This window comes from Chishuiella sp., assembly GCF_032109125.1.
Taxonomy (GTDB): Bacteria; Bacteroidota; Bacteroidia; order Flavobacteriales; family Weeksellaceae; genus Empedobacter.
Genome location: NZ_DAMCLZ010000002.1, coordinates 243,735 through 261,045 on the forward strand (window position 1 = coordinate 243,735; position 17,311 = coordinate 261,045).

Below are 17,311 nucleotides of genomic sequence, written 5' to 3' on the forward strand. Positions count from 1 at the left end.
TCCCAATCTTTTTTGATTGGTAATAGCATTTCCACTTGCATCGAATTAGTAAAGGATTTCCACTTCAATCCTTTTTGCAAGAAGCATTTTTAATTAGTAGCTAATTTTATTTAAAAGTAATTGAAATAATGAAATATTGAGGAATTTTGAATTCTTTACCAAGTTTTTCAGGTTGAATAGTAGATTGAGCAACTTCACAATATGAACCAGTTCCATCCTCATGAATCGTTGGAGTTATTATAGCTAAAACAGCATTTTTTTTACCAATTTCTAAATCTAATTGTTTTTTATTTCCAAAAAAATCTTTAAGTGCATATGTATCAGAATTATTAGTTAAATTAAAATAAGATTTTTTACTTCCAAATTTTTTGCCTCTAATAAAAATTTTTAATTTATTTTCATTTAATTTAAAAAAGAATTTCAATGATTCTTCATTAGAGTTAATTTTAAATATATCAGCTTCATTTCCATCAAATAGAATAGATGAATTTTTAAGATTTCCATCTATATATTCTTCAATACTTATTTGATAAAACTTATTTTTAAGGTTTATTCCTTCAAAGTTTAATTGTTCAATGTAAATGTTTTCAAAATCAATTAAATCTTGAATGTCATTGTTTGTACTGCCGTAATTATTAGTCATTTTAATTGTGTTTTGTGAGAATACAACATTTGACATGATTATGGTAAGAGTAAAAAGTATATATTTTAATTTCATATTTGTTTTAGTGTTAGTTTTGTATTTATTAAATAAGATGTATATGTGATTGTTTTATATTTTATAATTTATAACCACTAATTCCTGTTGCACAACCAAAGAAATAAGTATCTAATTTTACATTTAAATTATTTTTTCTAAATATTTCGATGATTTTGTCACAGGTTTCAAAATTTTTGGTGTAAATCCATAACATCTTATAGTCATTAGGATTTCCAAGAAATAGTTTACCTAATATAGGAATTATTTTACTAAGATAGAATTGATAACAAATAAAAAGTAATTTATTTTTTGGTTTAGAAACTTCTACAAAACTGAATTTTCCGTTTGGTTTAAGTATTCTATTTATTTCTTTTGCTAGAATTTCTAATTGTTCGTTATTAAAGGTTTTTAGACCATAGGCACATGAAATTATATCGAAATGATTAGATTCTAATTGATTTTGAAGTATATTTTCACATAATAAATTTAGTTTTTTATCGAATATTTTATCTGCTTTTAATTTTGATTGATTAACCATTTCAGTTGAAAAATCTAATGCATAGAAATTGGAATTAGGGAATTTTCTTTTAAATATTTCCAATTTTCACCTAATCCAGATAATAAATCAATTATGTTTAATTTTTTATTAGATCGTCCTAGTTTGCTTAAAAATTGTTTTCTCCAACAAATAGAAAAACCAAAAGAAGTTATATAGTTCATATTTTCGTAAGAACTAGACATTTTATCGAATAAGTTTTTTACGAATTCTGGTTCATAAATATTTTTCATTATTTTTCTATCGTTTTATTAATTAAATCAATTAATAAAGGGAATTTATAAAAACCATCTCTATCAATAAAATGTTTTCCTTCTTTAAGTAAAATAAATTTAGCATCAATTTTTTCTGCCAAGTATTCTGAACAGCTATATGGAATAATATCATCGTCGATAGCAGATATTACGAACCTATTTTTTACATTATTATTTACTTTTGAATAATCTATAGTTTTCTCCATGAAGCCAGATAGTTTCTGAATAGGAGTTTTTTCTACAAATCCAGAGACAAGAAATAATGAATTTACATTTTCATAATTTTTTTCTTCTAGGAAGTTTAATAAAGTAACACATCCTAAACTATGACCAATAAAAATTGAATTTGAATGAATAGTATCTATTTTCTTTTTAAGAAATTCTATCCATTCTTCAAAAATTGGTGCTTGAGAATTAGGCATATCAAAAATATGAACTTTAATATTTTCTGATTCAAGATTTTCTTTTATATCAGGAAACCAATTTGCATTAGAGTTTGCTGTATATCCATGTATGATGTATATATTAATTGTACTCATATTGTGTGAAAATTATAATAGTATTCTATCTTATTTTAAAACTTCAGGATTTGCAATATTTGTGGGAGTATTATTGATGTAATTAATGACGTTTTCAAACGCTTTTTCAAAATATAATTCATATCCATCTTTTTCGACATAACCAATATGGGGAGTACAGATTACATTATCCATTTTTAATAAATCGTAGTTGGTATCATAAATAGGTTCATTTTCGTAGACATCAACACCAACAGAAATATTTTTTCCAGTTTTTAAAGTGTTTATTAAAGCATTTTTTTCTAAAAGTTCAGCTCTAGAAGTATTTATAAACACTGCGTTTTCTCTCATATTCATTAAGTCATTTTCTTTTACTATTCCAATAGTAGTTTCATTAAGTCGGATATGAAGTGTTATAATATCAGCATTCTTGAAAAAATAATCTTTAGTTTCAGCTTTGTAAAAACCATCTTCTACTGCAGCATTTCTTGAATTTTCGCTACCCCAAACTAATACATCTGCTCCAAAAACTTTAGCATATTGAGCAATTTTTTTTCCTATTTTTCCATAGCTCCAAATACCAATTGTTTTTCCATAAATTGAATCTCCTATATTTATTTGCCATTTTCCTTTTTTCATTCCTTCTATTGCTTGTGGAATTTTTCGAGTTGCGTTCATTATTAAAGCCCAAGTAAGTTCTGCTGGAGCAACAGGTGAACCTATTCCTTCTGCTACAGCGACATTATACTTTGTACAGGCTTTTAAATCGAGATGATTTGATATTTTACCAGTTTGACTAATTAATTTTAGATGAGGTAATAAATTTAATAATTCATCATTAATAATTGTTCTTTCTCGTGTAAGTATTTCTGTATCCTTTATTAATGAAGCAAGTATTTCAGGATTTTTTTCTGTAGTATGTAAAATGGTTACATCTAAATTTTCTAACGTTTTGAAGCATTTTAGTTGATTGATTACATGTTGGTAATCATCTAATATCGTAATTTTCATGTGTATTATTTTTTAGGATAGAGTAAATTTAGTTTTAATAGAATTATTTATTAATAGATATTGTTGAAACTATTTTGCAATGATCACATTTATAATCATAAAAATTATTTGATTTTTTTTCTAATGACCATTTTTTATTACAACTCGGGCAATCACTAGATGTTTTGTTATAATTATATAGATAATAATATGTAGGAATAGATGTTATTTTCTCAATCTTTTTACAAATTCCTAACCCTTGTTTTGATAACTGAGAGTCTATTTTCTGCATTTGATTTATAGACCAACGTTCTCCAACTTCACAATTCATCTGTAAATTATCACAAGATTTATAATTTGTTTCCCAACTTAAAATTGGAATATAACCATAATCTTCGTAAATAGGAATGTGGTATAATGGAATTGATTTATAACAATTTCCACATCTTAAAGGAGATTCTATGGTCAAATAATCTGTATATAGAATATAAAAATCTCTTTTTTTACATGTACAAGGAGTGCTATAATTTTTATAAGATTTACCAGCAATTTTAAATTTTAATGAAGAATTACATAAATTTTGAATTTTTTCAATTTGATTATTTATATAAACATTATTGTAGATGATATCTAAAGATTTTTTTTCAAGAGTATATGGTAAACAGTAAATTTTATTATTCTCTATATATTGTGATTCAATATTGCCCTGTGTTTGTCCATTTCCTCGATAAAAAGACATAAGTAAACCAAATTCATCAATAATTTCATTTACATTTATTATAGATTTTACTTCAATAGATATTTCATGGATATACATAATGTTAGTTTAAAAAGTAATGTGAAGTTAATATAATTCCATATATCCAAAAATTATATAGAATTGTATATACAAATGCATAAAAAACACTCAATATTAAATTATTATGAGTTTTAGTAGAATTTTTAAAAACTAATCTTAGAGCTCGAAAGAAAATCCAGTATAACATAGCTGTAAATATTAAAATCATTATCCATAATACAGCTCCTAAAAAAGTTATTAAAAAAATTAATACTACAGAAATAATAAACCATAAAATAAGTCCTAAAATAAGTCCACCAATACCTTCTCCTACATCAGGTATATGATTGGATGATAGATCTATTCCAGAAATATCAGGTATGTTATTCTTGTTTATTTTATCTGTTATTTTACCTAGATTATCTTTTAATTTTGTACCATTGTAGAGATTGATACTTAAGAATAAAAAAAAGGATATTGAAAGTAATGAAGTAGAAAGTAATGAATTTTCAAATAATGTTCTTTGTTTACCAATTCCTAATAACCAAATTCCTAAAATTGTTAAAATAGTAACTATAATAGAAATAATAAAGATATTTTTTGTAGTTAAGTACTTTTTAGACGGACTATTTTTAATCACCTTATGTTAAATATTTTTAATAAATAAATATAAATTTTTATAAATTTAAGTGTTTTATTTTTTCAATATCTTCAAAATTTGTATCAAAAACTATTTTTTTAGATATGTTAATAGGACTGTCTATTGCATATATAGTATTGTTTTCGAATGAGTAAAAATGTAGAACACGAAACTCTTTTTTATAAATTGTAATTGGAAAATTCTTAATATTTACTATTACTATTTTTTGATTTCTATTTTTTGTCCAAATAGGGAATGCAACTTTATCATTTGTTTTATTCCAAATTATAGGTCCAGCTGCCCAATTATCTAGTTTTACTTTTTTTTAATGAATTAATAAATGACATTCTCCTCCAATAGGAGCACCCATTGCAATTTCATTAAGATTATAAAATTCAATTTTATATTCTTGGTTAGGAGAGAACATTTCTTTGTCTGTATTCGAAAATTCCCATTGATTAGGATAATTGTTATTCATATATTTTTGCTCCTTTTAGAATATCGGCAAATGTGCTCCAATTTGCATCGTCAGCATTTATATTTAATTTCATATTGTCATAATAACCTTGTATATCTTCTGAATAAGAGGATATAGCATCTAGAAAATTATCAATAGTTTTATTTTCCCATTCATTAGGGTTGTCTAAAAAATCTTGTCTTAATAATTCAATAAATTTTATAAATGATTGTCTATTTGTAACATCAAAATTGTTTATTTCTTTTTTATTATTCATTTTTATTTAGTTTTATTCCAATTCGTTCCAATTCCAGAACATATAATGTCCTTCTCGTTCTTCAACTTTAAATCTCTTTTTGCATTTACAACATTCTACTAAATAATAATCAACCCATTTTTTATTAATATAACACGTTGTTATGAAAATAATATTTTCTTTTTCGACTTCTTTTTTAGGATTAAATCCATCATATTTTATTTCTTTTTTTAAAAGAGAATTTGATAAATGAAATTTTTCTATATATAAAAAACATGAACAATTTTCTTTATTTTTATGAAATTCTATTATTTTAATTGCAAAGTCGACAAATCGTTGGTTTGGCGCAAAAAAACCACCCATTTCTAATTTATTTGTTTTTTCTATTATGGTAGAAAGATGAGGAATGAAGTATTTTATAAACTCTTTGTTATGACTGTATTTTATGATTTCACATGCAGATTGCCACACTTTGTTACAATCTCTAGAAGTAATATAGTTGAATAATTCTTCTTGTTTCATAATATAAACGTACTAAATTATAAAAATAATAATTTTGAATTCAGTATGTATCATATTTTTAACTTAGTTTTGTAGAACAATAATCTTATTAAAATATGACTGTTTTAAGAGCATTTAATCAACATATTGTTCCTTAAGGGAAAAATTATGTTTACTTAAAAATTAATTTATCTGTATTCTTTCTTCTGAATATGGACAATGCTTTTATTAACTTAATATATCATATTTTTAAATGAAAAAATCATTTTTATTATTACATATTTCTGTATTCTTAGCTAGTATTACAGGGATATTTGGAAAATTAATATCCCTAAATGAAGTTCTAATAACTTTTTATAGAATGTTATTGGCTGGAATACTATTTATAATCATTAGTGTTTTTATTGATAAAACAGAAAAAAAATACACAATCTTGGAATATCTAAAAATAGCTAATGTAGGTTTTTTATTAGGTCTACATTGGATTTTCTTCTATGGAAGTATAAAATATTCGAATATTTCGGTTGGTGTTGTATGTTTTTGTTTAGCGGGATTTTTTACTGCTATTATAGAGCCATTTATAAATAATAAAAAACATTCTATAATAGAAATTTTGTTAAGCTGCTTAACATTAGTTGGAATTGCCCTCATATTTAGTTTTGATACAAAATATAGATTAGGAATTATTTTAGGAGTAATATCTTCATTATTTGTAGCAATTTATACTATATTGAATGAGGGATTAGTAAAAAAGTATGAGACAAAAGAGTTAACAAAAGTAGAAATGTTAGGAGGTACTATAGGAATAGTAATTTTATTGCCTATTCTATTGAAATTTTATTCAATAGGAACCTTTATTCCAACTATTAAGGATTTAATTTATTTGTTAATTTTATCTGGAATTTGTACTGTATTATTATATTGGATATTGAATATTGCAATGAAAAAAATATCTGCATTTACAGTTAATTTAAGTTTTAATTTAGAACCTATTTATTCTATTATAATCGCGGTACTATTTTTTAATGAATATAAAGAGCTTAATTTAAGTTTTTTTATAGGCTTATCTCTTATTATACTATCATTAATCTTACAAATGTTTAGAATATTTAAAATTAAATAAATTTTAGAGCGTTCAGTTAATCTTGAACGCTCTTTTATTATTCAATATCTTTTAAAACTCTGATTGCATTATCATTTTTTGGATTTAATTGTAATGATTTTTTATAATTTTTATGAGCTTCTTTTTTATGATTAAGTTTTAATAATAATTCACCATAGCTATCATAGGTATTCCAAGCTTGAGAATATAATTGAGTATTAAGTTTAAAAATTTCTAAAGCCTCATTATTTTTATTTTCACTTATTAGTTGATAACCAAAATTATTAATTTCATCTTCACTTACATTATATAAAGAATTTATCCCTTTTGTATGTTCAGATTTTATAATTGGAATGATTTGTTTAAAAGGTTTATTTTTTATTAATTCATCCAGAGAAAGAAGGTTCATTTTTCTTTCATTTTCGATTTGCTCTTCTAAAGTTTCAACATTATAATATTTTCTTTCTTCATCTGTAATTTTAGAAGGATCTATAGTATATAACTTCCATTTTCCTTCTGTCTTATCATTTTTTACATATTGTGTGCCATATATTTGAGGTTTATCTCTTCTCATTAAATCTCTATCTATTGCAGCTGCTAATAACCATTTGTTTATTGTAGAATCTAAATTTATAGCTTTTTTCATATGTTCTACAGCCATCTTTGAAGCAATAGTGTCATTTCCATGCTGAAAAATCATTGCAGAATTATAATAATCTTTACCTGTTTTTATTTCTCCTGCGTCAATCATCTCAAAAACTCTTTTTTCTCTTTCTTTATCTTTTTTAGAAAGTATAGTCCAATCAATATTTTTGACCATTCTTGCACTTTGATCGTCGTCATACATTTTTTGTAGTTCAGGATTATTTTGCGCTAGAATATAATTTGATAGTAAGAATAATAATGTTGTGAAATAAATATTTTTCATAATTTAATTTTTACATTAATTATAGATTCAATATAAATATAATGGATTTATATTTTATTTTTCAATAATATATATCCATTAATTTTTGTATGATTTTCTAATTCTATTGAATACCAATAACTGTCTGAAGGTAATGTGAAACCATTTAGTTTACCATTCCAAATGAATTCATTATCAAATTTTTTATCGATTATAATTTTTCCAAATCGATCATAAATTTGAATAGTATTATTTTTAAGTCCTAGGAGTTTTACTTTCCACGTGTCATTTATTCCATCGCCGTTCGGAGAAATAAAATTAGATAATTTATAGATTGTAAATTCTTTCTTTATTGGGATACAGTTTTCTAATGAACGAATATAAACAGTATAATTTCCATTCTTTAAATCATTGAATATATTTGAAGTTTGCCAATTAATTTTATCCAAAGAGAAAGAATAGGGAGGAGTTCCTCCTGTAACTTCAATAATAATTTTATCATCTTGTTGAATAATTGATTTTATAACTGGTATTTCAAATTCAGAAACATGAATAGAATGTTTATAAAAACAACCATTTTCTGATGTTAACTCAACCCAATAATCACCAGCACCAACTTCTATACTCGAAGTTGTTTCATTTGTATTCCATAAATAGTTGCGATAATGATTACCTGCATCTAATTTTACTTTAGATGAAGGACAAATTTGTATATCTTTTAATAATTCAGATTTTTCAGGATTTGTTTTATTAAGTGTTAATTTAGCTATTGATGGACAATATTTTGAATGATAAAATCGGATGTAAAATGATTGTGTATCATTAATTTTCTGTTGATTTAAAATTTTATTTTTGTTATTTAATGCATCTTCTCTGTTAAAAAAATAGTTAACTTCTAATGATGAGTCATCTGTATAATTAGAAAGATAATCATTTAGATTGATGATTTGGAAATCTTCAAAATTATTATTGCAAAAATTAGTAGAATATTCATCTATAAACAGATGTAATTCTTTACTGAATTTAAAATTAAGTTCTTCTATTAAAGGATTACAATCAAGGTTTAAATTTTCAATTCTGATATAAATACTTTTATTTTTTATTACTGTGTAGTGATGAGGTAGTGTATTCTCATTTCCTAATTTTGCATCCTGTTTATCATTGTAATATTTTACAACAAATAATTCGTGATTAAGTAAAATTTGTTTTGTGATGTCATCTAGATTCACAGTAGTTTCGGTTCCACAAAAAATTGTAGTTAATTGAGATAAATCCAATTGTGGTTCGGGATAAAAATCCAACTTAATTTCTGCAATCTGTTTACAATTACGCTCATTTTTAATTAAAACATAAATAATTTTATCTTTTTTAGATTCATATTTACTACTATTTTTTATTTCGTTGATTCCTCTCTCTGCATCTTCTTTAGTTTCATAATATTGTTTTGAATTATATTCTTCTTCTGTTACTCTTGCTTTCGTTAAATCAAATATTCCAATATTATTATTATTATTATTATTATTATTACAACTATATATTGTGGTGTTTTCGGCTTTTATATCTTCTATATTTATTGTAGCTGTAACAAATTCACAAGTCGATTGATTTTCATCACAAAATAGATATTGAAATTGATCTTTTTCCTTTGAATCTGAAATTCTAAAATATATTATTTTTCCTGTTTTAGTATCAATTTTAATTGTACCATATTTTGGTTCAGTAATTATTTTTATGCTTGATATATCAACTTTAAATTCTTTTTTAGAAAATGCTGGAGCTATAATAATTTCATTGTTTGAGCATTCTTTTATCTCTAACTCAGTTTTAGTTAAACATTCTTCGATATGAATAATTTCTGAAGAAATAGAATTGCATGTCGAAATTTTAACTTCGACACTATAATCACCTTCTTCTTTAGGTACATAAGTATTTTGTATAGCTCCATTTATAGGAAATCCATTCAAAAACCATTGGTAACTTTCGAAAATAGTTGGAGTGACTATTAATGTTGTATTTGGGTAACAACCTTCTTTTACAATTGTAGGTTTAGTAGGCAAACCTGCAAAAAATCCACCGTATCCGGCAGCATCAATTCCCGCAGTTATTCCAGCCATAACAGATTTATCAGATAGAATGGTTACATTTCCTCTTTGATTTGGAATTCCATAAGTTACCCAATTTTCGTTTCCTGTGACAGGATAAGGACCATCAATGTGATTTGGAAGTTGACTATTTACAGTTAAATTGGCATTTTTTTCTGTGATGATATTTAATTTAGTCGGTATATCATCTGTTCCTAATGGACTATTTTGATGATAAATTTTATTTTGGTTGATTAGTCCAATTTCATCAATTGATTTTGGTAAAAAACAACTGATCGGAGGAACAAAATTCATTCCTCCACTTGCAATTGGACTTGTGGAACTACCAGCAAGCAATTGATAAACATATACATTTTCGTTTGTTTTTATGTACATATTATAATGCTCATTTCCTTGATTGATATAATTATTATCAGGAACAATATAATATTCTCCTTCATTTAAATTGATAATTGAATTTGAACGATGATTAAGAAAAATAGATGTATTGTTTTTAGTAGCAACAATAATAGCTCCTTCAACTTTTTTACCAATATCACCATTTCCTTTTACGAGGATAAATTCTTTTCCTAAATGCTCAATAGGTACATTTTGATCCATTAAAATATCAGAAGTTGTTCTGTAATCACCAGCATATTGCCCATTAAAATTTCCGTTTGTAACAGAAATAGGATGATTTGAAGTAATTTTAGCTCCAATAAAATGTCCATTTTTATTTTTAGGATTTCCTTTTCCTTCAATAATATAAGATTCACCTTTATTGAGTTTGAATTGAAATTCTTTTCGAGAAATTCCGTCAGAAAAATCTAATTCAGGATTAAAATTTGTAATGTTTACCGTTGTATTATCTTCTGTAGCCAATATACTTGTTGTAAAATTTAATAAAGTATTGATGGTAGAAATAGGAGCCATAACGGTATAAAATGTAGTACCAATTCCAGCTTTTCCTTTTGAAGTTATAAATTCAGCATGATTATACGTCGAAAAACGAAGGTTAGCAAAAAAAGCATATTTTCCTTCTACATATAATCCCAGTTTTGTAGGTTTAAATAATTTATCGCTTATGTTTTTTTTAGAATTTGTAGTTATAATAAATTCTCTAGGAATATCAAATACGCTAGGATTCCCTTTACTTATTTTTACTTTCCCAATTACATTGTTATTGTTATAAATTGTTACTTCAAATGCAGTTGTTTGATTGGTTGAAAGATAAATTTGCTGAACATTTCTATAGTTTCCAACAGCATCAACCATTGGTGCAAACCAATGTTTTGTATCTAATTGTGCAGATATAGGAAATAAATATAAAAAGAATAGGAGAGTAAGTAGACGTTTTTTCATTTAATATTTGATTGGGTAGGTATTTTTTTACTAATCAAATATTTATCCAAAATTTATTTAATTTATTTTTAAGTGTTTAAAAATGAATATTTTAATTAATCGCAATCTATATGTAATCGATGTTGATTGCATTGAACACATTGAAATAAATAACCAACCAAATGACTATCTTTTGATAAATGATTTTTTATTAATTCAAGATCATAACCACTTTCTTCTATATCATCAATAACCTCATCAATGTATGGCTCGATCATTTTAGAATCTGCATAACCAATAAATGCACATGGTTCATTACAATGAGTTAACCAAACTTCTTGTTGCCAAGAATTATAACTCGGTGTTTTAGTTGTAACTTCTAATAAGTCTTCTTTTGAAATAGTATTATTTTTTTCTTCGCTTGGATCTGGAGAAATACCTTCTATTCCACAATAATCATTAAATTCTCCATCATACTTTTTAGATGCACTCCCATCTCCTATACACCAAGGACATATATATTCAGGATCATCAATACTATAAAAAGAACTTTCATATTTTAAATTTCTTTTCTCATCACATACAGAACATATTCCTTATACAGATTTAAAAATATCAATTTTATATGCATTAGGACTGTATTTAAATTTTGGTAATTCCATTGTTTGATTTTTTATAAATTAAAATACATTATCTATAGCCATAGATTATAAATGTTTTATTTTCTTCTTCAAAAAAGATGTTTAATTTTTTGAGAATTTCTCTAAGTTTATCAGTTTCATCAATTAATTTAGGATTAATTAATTGTCCTCTATATTCAGAATAACAAGCTCTAACTTTTATATATTCAATAGAATAAAATATAGACATACCTTCTTCATAAAAGGGAGACCAATCACCAAACCATCTAGGGTAATCTTCAATTTTTATATTTTCTTCGTTTTCATCTTCTGTAACTAATTTTTCTACATAAGGAGGAGGAAAAGATAGTTTAGTAAACTCACGTTGTAATTCTAACCATTTAGTATCATTCATAATAGAAGACAATCCTTTTTCTAAAATTATTTGATCTATTTTTTTCTTATAGATTAAATATTTAGGATTGTTTTCAATTAAGTATTTGTATTTTTCTCTTATTGTCATTTTAAAAAATAAAAAAAATCATCTTAATTAAATATGATGATTTTTTTAGTATCAATAATTTTACCATTCATTGATATTTTTTGATTTATCAACTATTTGATTTATTAGTGAATTGAAGTAGTCATTTAAACCTTTATCAGCTCCTTCAGCGACCAGTTTACCACTTTTATTATAAATACCACGTTTAGTATCATTATCTTTCATTAATCGCAGGTATATCCAACCAACATTATCGTACCATTTTCTACATTCAAAAGAAGGACTATTTATACGTATTTTGTCATCTTTAAAAAGGATAGAAAGAGAATATGAAATGTCATATTTGATAGTAGATTTACCAATTTGTAAATAATTTAGTTTTTCTTTTACGTCTAACTTTTTTTCTTCATATCCTTTTATTGTAATACTTTGCCCATCAACAACACTAAGAACTTCTTTTGGATCTGTGTAAATTGTATTTACAGCATTTAATACTTTTTTATAAATATCTATTTGTTTCTCTCCAGGAAAATCAATCACAACATAATCTTTATTTTCTTTTGAAATAAATCCATTTTGTGTTAATGAAAAATATTGTCCAAAACTTAATTGATTTAGAAATAGAACGATAATTATTAATATTTTTTTCATGATATTATCTTTTTTATTAACAGAATTGCATTTTCGAATAGAAAACGATGATTTTATTAACTAAATAATATTAATTTATTGGAATTAATATCAAAGTGGAATAAATTATTCAAAGAAAAATTTTTATTAGATTTATCTTTTTTACGATTCTTTATTTTCTTATTGTTTTTAATTTTAAAAGAAAATGGATCAGTACAAGGATCAACTTCTAAAGATAATTCATTTGCAACATTATAAGCTAATCCATCAGTTTTTATAAGATGTAAATAGGCTAAATCAACACCTTCAGAGAAAGGTTTATTAGCTGTAGAATTAAAACCATCTATTTTTATGTAATATAAATCTTCATTTTTATTGCTACTTTCCCATTTCTCAATTTTTACTTTTTGAATATCAATTTGTTCTTTAGGAGAGTTATCACAACATCCACAATATGAAATTACTTGAGATTGTTGATCTAATAAATTTTTAGCTTCAACAGCTTGTTGATAGTTTAGAACATACCATTGATCAGCATAAGCCTGAAGTGAGATAAACAATAAACTGAATAATAATATTTTTTTCATTTTTTGTAGTTTTATTAATTATTTTATTTAAACTAAAATAATTCAAAGTTTTTAAATAAACAATATTGTACTTAATGTGTTTTAAATAAAAGTAAATGAGTTGATTATAATTTATTAATTATTTATCTCTTTTGCTATTGTAAAAAGTTGTCTTGTAGTTTTAAGATTTCTTGTCGTTGAAGAAACTTTTAAAATTTTTTCTAAATAATTATTGGTTAATTTAGTTTTTCCATAACCATCAGGACAATATAGATAAATAGTTTTGTTTATGATTTTTATTTCTTCGTTTAGTGCTTTTTTATTATTAATTTCTTTTTCATAGGAAATAGTAGGTAAATCTTTTAAAAAAGTAAAATGAACGAACTTTTCATCTGAATTATTAGAAAAAGGATTTTTATTTAAAGATTGTTCTAATTCATCTATTGTTAATATGATAACAGGAACATTAAACCCAAATTTATTGAGAATTTTATTGAATATTAATTGTTCAAGTTTTTTTAAATTAGTTTCATTTGAATTGAAAATAATATTTCCAGATTGTATATAAGTTGTAACATTATAAAAACTAGATTCTTCAAATAATTTTCTCAAAGCATCCATTTTTATACTATTTTTTCCACTAACATTTATACCTCGCAATAATGAAATATATGTAATCATAGTATTAGACTTTTATAAAAAATTAAAAACCTTCTTCAAAGAAGAAAAAGGTTCTTAATAGTTATTTTTAATTGATATGATGTTGTTATTGTAAATATCATCTAATCCGAATAAATATTTATCATTAATCTTTAGTGTTGGTTGTATGATATTTTTCCCAATTCCTTGATTAATACATTTAGCTACAAATTCTGTACAATACATTTCAGAATCATCATTTGTATCAAAATTTAAGTCGAATTTAGTATGTTTATTAAGGTAATAATTTGATTTGGATATAATTTGATTTTTTTCCACTTGGCTAATATTCATCTTGAAAAAAGAATATGTTTGAATACCTTCTAAAAAAACGTCTATTGATTCTTTCTTAATTCCTCCAACTCCAGTAAATTCGCTTGCTTCAGAATGTATTACGTATGGTATATTTTTTTCTAAAACAATAATTCCTATATGGGAATATATTTTATCTTTTGAAGCATATTTTTTAAAAAAATCAGAAAAATACCCATTACCTAAACGACAAACTAAATCACCATTTTCTAAAAAATAATATTTATTAAATTTAGCAAGTGATTCTATTTTTTTAGGTTTAAAATCAGAATGAATAAAACTAAATATAAAAATATAGAATAATAAAAATTTTATTTTTTTGATTCCATATTTACCAACCATTTACCATCTATTTTCACTAACTCAATATCTTTTTTTTGTCCATTTGGAGTTTTATATGTAACCCAAGCTTTATTATCTACAATTGAATCTTTAACGCTTTCAAATTTAAAATTAGGATCAACAGGAAGAGCTCCAAAACCACCTGCAAAATCTAATAATTTACCAGTAGATTGAGTTGCATATTTTTTTGCTTCGTCAACTTTTCCTTTCGCTAAATTTTCAGTAAAATTTTTTGCTGCACTTTCAGGACCTTTAGAACAAGATATAATGAATGTTGATGCAATTGCTAGAAGTAATAATTTTTTCATTTTTAATATAATTTAAGTTGATTGTATAATACAACTAATTTATATTAAACTTTTTATATATCCAATAATATTGCTTTAAAAACAATACAGTATTAGTTTATAGATTGTTTCATTAAAAATAAAAATAATCAAATAGGAAATAAAGTCTTATTTTCGAAAAAAAATAGAAAAACAATGATAGAAATATTAAACAAATCAGATTTACAATTTTCTGAAGTTTTACAATACATAGAAGATAATTATAATTATACTGCATCTGCATTTACAAACGGTAATCAAGAAAATGTACAAGATCAAAACCAAGGAAGTGCAAAAGTTTTTGCTTTCGCACAATTAAATAATTTATCGCAAGAAGATACTTTGAAATTGTTTGCAGAACATTATAAATCTGTTTTAGAAAATCCAGAAGGAACAGACCATAATAACATAAGACAATTTATGCAAAACGGATGGGATGGAGTAAAATTTGAAAATACAGTTCTTATCAAAAAATAAAAAAAGCCTTACAATTGTAAGGCTTTTTTTTATGTTATCAACAGATTTTATCTTTCTAATGTAAAATTTTTAATTACCGTTGGACGATCTTTTTCATTGGCAGCTTTCCAAGAAGTTCTATACATCCATTCTGTCATTTTATAAAGTTTTTTAAAGTTTATGTTTTCTGACTCATCTTGTGGAGTATGATATTGGTCGTGAAGAACACTTGTAAAAAAGATTGCAGGAATTCCTTCTTTAGCATAAGGAAGATGATCACTACGGAAATAAAAGTATTCTGAATGATTTGGAGAATCCCAATCCTTAAGATAAGTAAATTTCGTACTTTCATTATTAGCATCTTCTGCCATTTTTACTAATTCTTCCGAATTTTTGTGAGGAGCATTTCCTCCTAATAATGCAGCTTCATTTGTATCATTTCTACCAATCATATCACCGTTTAGTACAGCAACTATATTTTCTTTTGGTACAACAGGATGTGCAGCATGCCATCTAGAACCTAAAAGCCCTCTTTCCTCAGCTCCATGAAAAACAAATAAGATACTTCTTTTAGAAGGTTGTGCTTTATAAGCTCTTGCCATAGCTAGCATAGCAACACAAGTACTTGCATTATCATCAGCACCATTGTATATTGTATCATTTTTAACAGGATGTCTTATTCCATCATGATCTTGATGTCCACTTATCAATACATATTCATTTTTCAATGTAGGGTCAGTACCTTCAATTTTCCCAATAATATTTACAGAAGGATATTTGTAAGATTCTGTAATTAAGTTTAAAGAAATTTTAGGACTATTTTTTACCCAAGCAGCATTTTCTCTTTTTATCCAAAGAACAGGAATATTGTTTGTTATTTTTTCTCTTAAACCTTCACCACCATAAGTTCCTCTAGTCATTTGGTGCCAAACCTCAATCCAGCTTTTTTCAGAAGTGTCATCCGTAATAAATATTATACCTTTTGCACCAAGTTTCACAGCTGTATCGTAGTATTTTGCACGTACAAAGCCAGGATAACGTCTTACAAAAAGAGTCATATCTTTTGATATGTTTTTATCAGATGCATTTACAGCCAAAACTTTTCCTTTTAAATCTAGTTTTGCTAAATCCTCAGGTTCGGAATTACCAGCATAAACAACATCACCATCTATTTGTGCATTTACAGGTTCAGCAACCAAAAAGTCTTTCCAAACTTTTAAAGATTGGTTTCCTAATTTCAGTGTACTTTGTGGAATTACCTGATGACGATACATATCAAAAAACTGAAAATAAGTTCCATTATCTCCAGCTGGTTTCATCCCAGCTTCTTCAGCTTTATTTGCAAGCCACATAGATACTTTTAGTTCATCCAAAGTTCCTGCTTCTCTTCCTAGGAATTGATCAGCCGCAAGCTCATACATATCGGTTTTTAAATCTTTTTCTTTAATAGCAGAAACCAAAGGTTTCTTATACGTCTGTGCATTTGCACCCAACATCATTACACCTAATGCAAGTAATAGATAATGTTTCATTGTTAATTTAATAAATTTTTAGAAAGTAAATGTAGCTAGAAAATAACAGTTTAGAAAGTATTAAAAATCTTACTGTTTTTAGTGTTAAATACAGTTGTTAATTAATTAAAACACGAAAAAAATGGATGTTTTTATTAGGTTTATATAGATTTATTGAAAATTATTAATGATAAAAAATAGATGTTTAAAAAATATATCTTTTAGTTTTGGGCAAATCCTTCGGAACACGCTTTCTGTTACAATCT

Annotated in this window: 22 protein-coding genes; 2 read left to right on the forward strand and 20 right to left on the reverse strand. The window is 24.9% G+C overall.

The window, feature by feature from the left end:
* Positions 1–106: 106 nt before the first annotated feature.
* From RT575_RS04025 to RT575_RS04070, 10 genes are all read right to left on the reverse strand, one after another.
* Positions 107–643 (reverse strand): hypothetical protein, encoded by a 537-nt coding sequence (locus RT575_RS04025; protein WP_313578984.1) that lies wholly within the window; start codon positions 641–643, stop codon positions 107–109.
* Between the two features lie 136 nt (positions 644–779).
* Complete coding sequence (locus RT575_RS04030) at positions 780–1,301, reverse strand: class I SAM-dependent methyltransferase (protein ID WP_313578985.1); 522 nt, start codon at positions 1,299–1,301, stop codon at positions 780–782.
* Complete coding sequence (locus RT575_RS04035) at positions 1,253–1,489, reverse strand: class I SAM-dependent methyltransferase (RefSeq protein ID WP_313578987.1); 237 nt, start codon at positions 1,487–1,489, stop codon at positions 1,253–1,255. Before RT575_RS04035 ends, RT575_RS04030 begins: the two co-directional genes overlap by 49 nt.
* Positions 1,489–2,049 (reverse strand): alpha/beta fold hydrolase, encoded by a 561-nt coding sequence (locus RT575_RS04040; RefSeq protein WP_313578989.1) that lies wholly within the window; start codon positions 2,047–2,049, stop codon positions 1,489–1,491. Before RT575_RS04040 ends, RT575_RS04035 begins: the two co-directional genes overlap by 1 nt.
* 30 nt (positions 2,050–2,079) lie before the next feature.
* On the reverse strand, positions 2,080–3,039 hold the full coding sequence (locus tag RT575_RS04045; protein WP_313578991.1) for a D-2-hydroxyacid dehydrogenase family protein: 960 nt from the start codon (positions 3,037–3,039) through the stop codon (positions 2,080–2,082).
* 43 nt (positions 3,040–3,082) lie between these two features.
* The gene (locus RT575_RS04050; RefSeq protein ID WP_313578993.1) at positions 3,083–3,835 is read right to left on the reverse strand and encodes a DUF2310 family Zn-ribbon-containing protein; all 753 of its coding nucleotides are present in this window, start codon (positions 3,833–3,835) and stop codon (positions 3,083–3,085) included.
* Between the two features lie 4 nt (positions 3,836–3,839).
* A complete protein-coding gene (locus RT575_RS04055) occupies positions 3,840–4,436 on the reverse strand; it encodes a hypothetical protein (RefSeq protein ID WP_313578995.1) in 597 nt (198 codons plus the stop codon).
* A 325-nt stretch (positions 4,437–4,761) separates the two neighbouring features.
* A complete protein-coding gene (locus RT575_RS04060) occupies positions 4,762–4,914 on the reverse strand; it encodes a hypothetical protein (RefSeq protein ID WP_313578996.1) in 153 nt (50 codons plus the stop codon).
* Positions 4,907–5,170 (reverse strand): hypothetical protein, encoded by a 264-nt coding sequence (locus RT575_RS04065; RefSeq protein WP_313578997.1) that lies wholly within the window; start codon positions 5,168–5,170, stop codon positions 4,907–4,909. Before RT575_RS04065 ends, RT575_RS04060 begins: the two co-directional genes overlap by 8 nt.
* Positions 5,171–5,182: 12 nt before the next feature.
* Positions 5,183–5,671 (reverse strand): hypothetical protein, encoded by a 489-nt coding sequence (locus RT575_RS04070; protein WP_313578999.1) that lies wholly within the window; start codon positions 5,669–5,671, stop codon positions 5,183–5,185.
* A gap of 232 nt (positions 5,672–5,903) precedes the next feature.
* Between RT575_RS04070 and RT575_RS04075 the strand changes: the two genes are divergently transcribed.
* Positions 5,904–6,773 (forward strand): DMT family transporter, encoded by an 870-nt coding sequence (locus tag RT575_RS04075; protein WP_313579001.1) that lies wholly within the window; start codon positions 5,904–5,906, stop codon positions 6,771–6,773.
* Positions 6,774–6,810: 37 nt separating this feature from the next.
* Here RT575_RS04075 and RT575_RS04080 read toward each other — a convergent pair whose 3' ends face one another.
* The 9 genes from RT575_RS04080 to RT575_RS04120 all read right to left on the reverse strand — a co-directional run bounded on the left by RT575_RS04080 (position 6,811) and on the right by RT575_RS04120 (position 15,060).
* A complete protein-coding gene (locus RT575_RS04080) occupies positions 6,811–7,680 on the reverse strand; it encodes a tetratricopeptide repeat protein (protein ID WP_313579003.1) in 870 nt (289 codons plus the stop codon).
* A 47-nt stretch (positions 7,681–7,727) separates the two neighbouring features.
* Positions 7,728–11,102 (reverse strand): T9SS type B sorting domain-containing protein, encoded by a 3,375-nt coding sequence (locus tag RT575_RS04085; protein WP_313579005.1) that lies wholly within the window; start codon positions 11,100–11,102, stop codon positions 7,728–7,730.
* A gap of 95 nt (positions 11,103–11,197) precedes the next feature.
* Positions 11,198–11,674: a CbrC family protein gene (locus tag RT575_RS04090; protein ID WP_313579168.1), complete on the reverse strand. Its 477-nt coding sequence runs from the start codon at positions 11,672–11,674 to the stop codon at positions 11,198–11,200.
* 97 nt (positions 11,675–11,771) lie between these two features.
* Complete coding sequence (locus RT575_RS04095; protein ID WP_313579006.1) at positions 11,772–12,224, reverse strand: DUF6678 family protein; 453 nt, start codon at positions 12,222–12,224, stop codon at positions 11,772–11,774.
* Positions 12,225–12,284: 60 nt separating this feature from the next.
* The gene (locus RT575_RS04100) at positions 12,285–12,854 is read right to left on the reverse strand and encodes a hypothetical protein (protein WP_313579007.1); all 570 of its coding nucleotides are present in this window, start codon (positions 12,852–12,854) and stop codon (positions 12,285–12,287) included.
* A gap of 56 nt (positions 12,855–12,910) precedes the next feature.
* Positions 12,911–13,420 carry a hypothetical protein gene (locus RT575_RS04105; protein WP_313579009.1) on the reverse strand — a complete coding sequence of 170 codons (510 nt, stop codon included), beginning with the start codon at positions 13,418–13,420 and terminating at the stop codon, positions 12,911–12,913.
* Between the two features lie 114 nt (positions 13,421–13,534).
* On the reverse strand, positions 13,535–14,080 hold the full coding sequence (locus RT575_RS04110; RefSeq protein WP_313579010.1) for a DUF1697 domain-containing protein: 546 nt from the start codon (positions 14,078–14,080) through the stop codon (positions 13,535–13,537).
* 54 nt (positions 14,081–14,134) lie between these two features.
* Positions 14,135–14,752: a YiiX/YebB-like N1pC/P60 family cysteine hydrolase gene (locus RT575_RS04115; RefSeq protein WP_313579011.1), complete on the reverse strand. Its 618-nt coding sequence runs from the start codon at positions 14,750–14,752 to the stop codon at positions 14,135–14,137.
* Positions 14,722–15,060: a DUF4878 domain-containing protein gene (locus RT575_RS04120; RefSeq protein ID WP_313579013.1), complete on the reverse strand. Its 339-nt coding sequence runs from the start codon at positions 15,058–15,060 to the stop codon at positions 14,722–14,724. The genes RT575_RS04115 and RT575_RS04120 overlap by 31 nt, the downstream gene beginning before the upstream one ends.
* 174 nt (positions 15,061–15,234) lie before the next feature.
* Between RT575_RS04120 and RT575_RS04125 the strand changes: the two genes are divergently transcribed.
* Positions 15,235–15,555 (forward strand): HopJ type III effector protein, encoded by a 321-nt coding sequence (locus tag RT575_RS04125; RefSeq protein WP_313579015.1) that lies wholly within the window; start codon positions 15,235–15,237, stop codon positions 15,553–15,555.
* Positions 15,556–15,602: 47 nt separating this feature from the next.
* Here RT575_RS04125 and RT575_RS04130 read toward each other — a convergent pair whose 3' ends face one another.
* A complete protein-coding gene (locus RT575_RS04130; RefSeq protein ID WP_313385454.1) occupies positions 15,603–17,066 on the reverse strand; it encodes a M20/M25/M40 family metallo-hydrolase in 1,464 nt (487 codons plus the stop codon).
* Positions 17,067–17,311 lie beyond the last annotated feature (245 nt).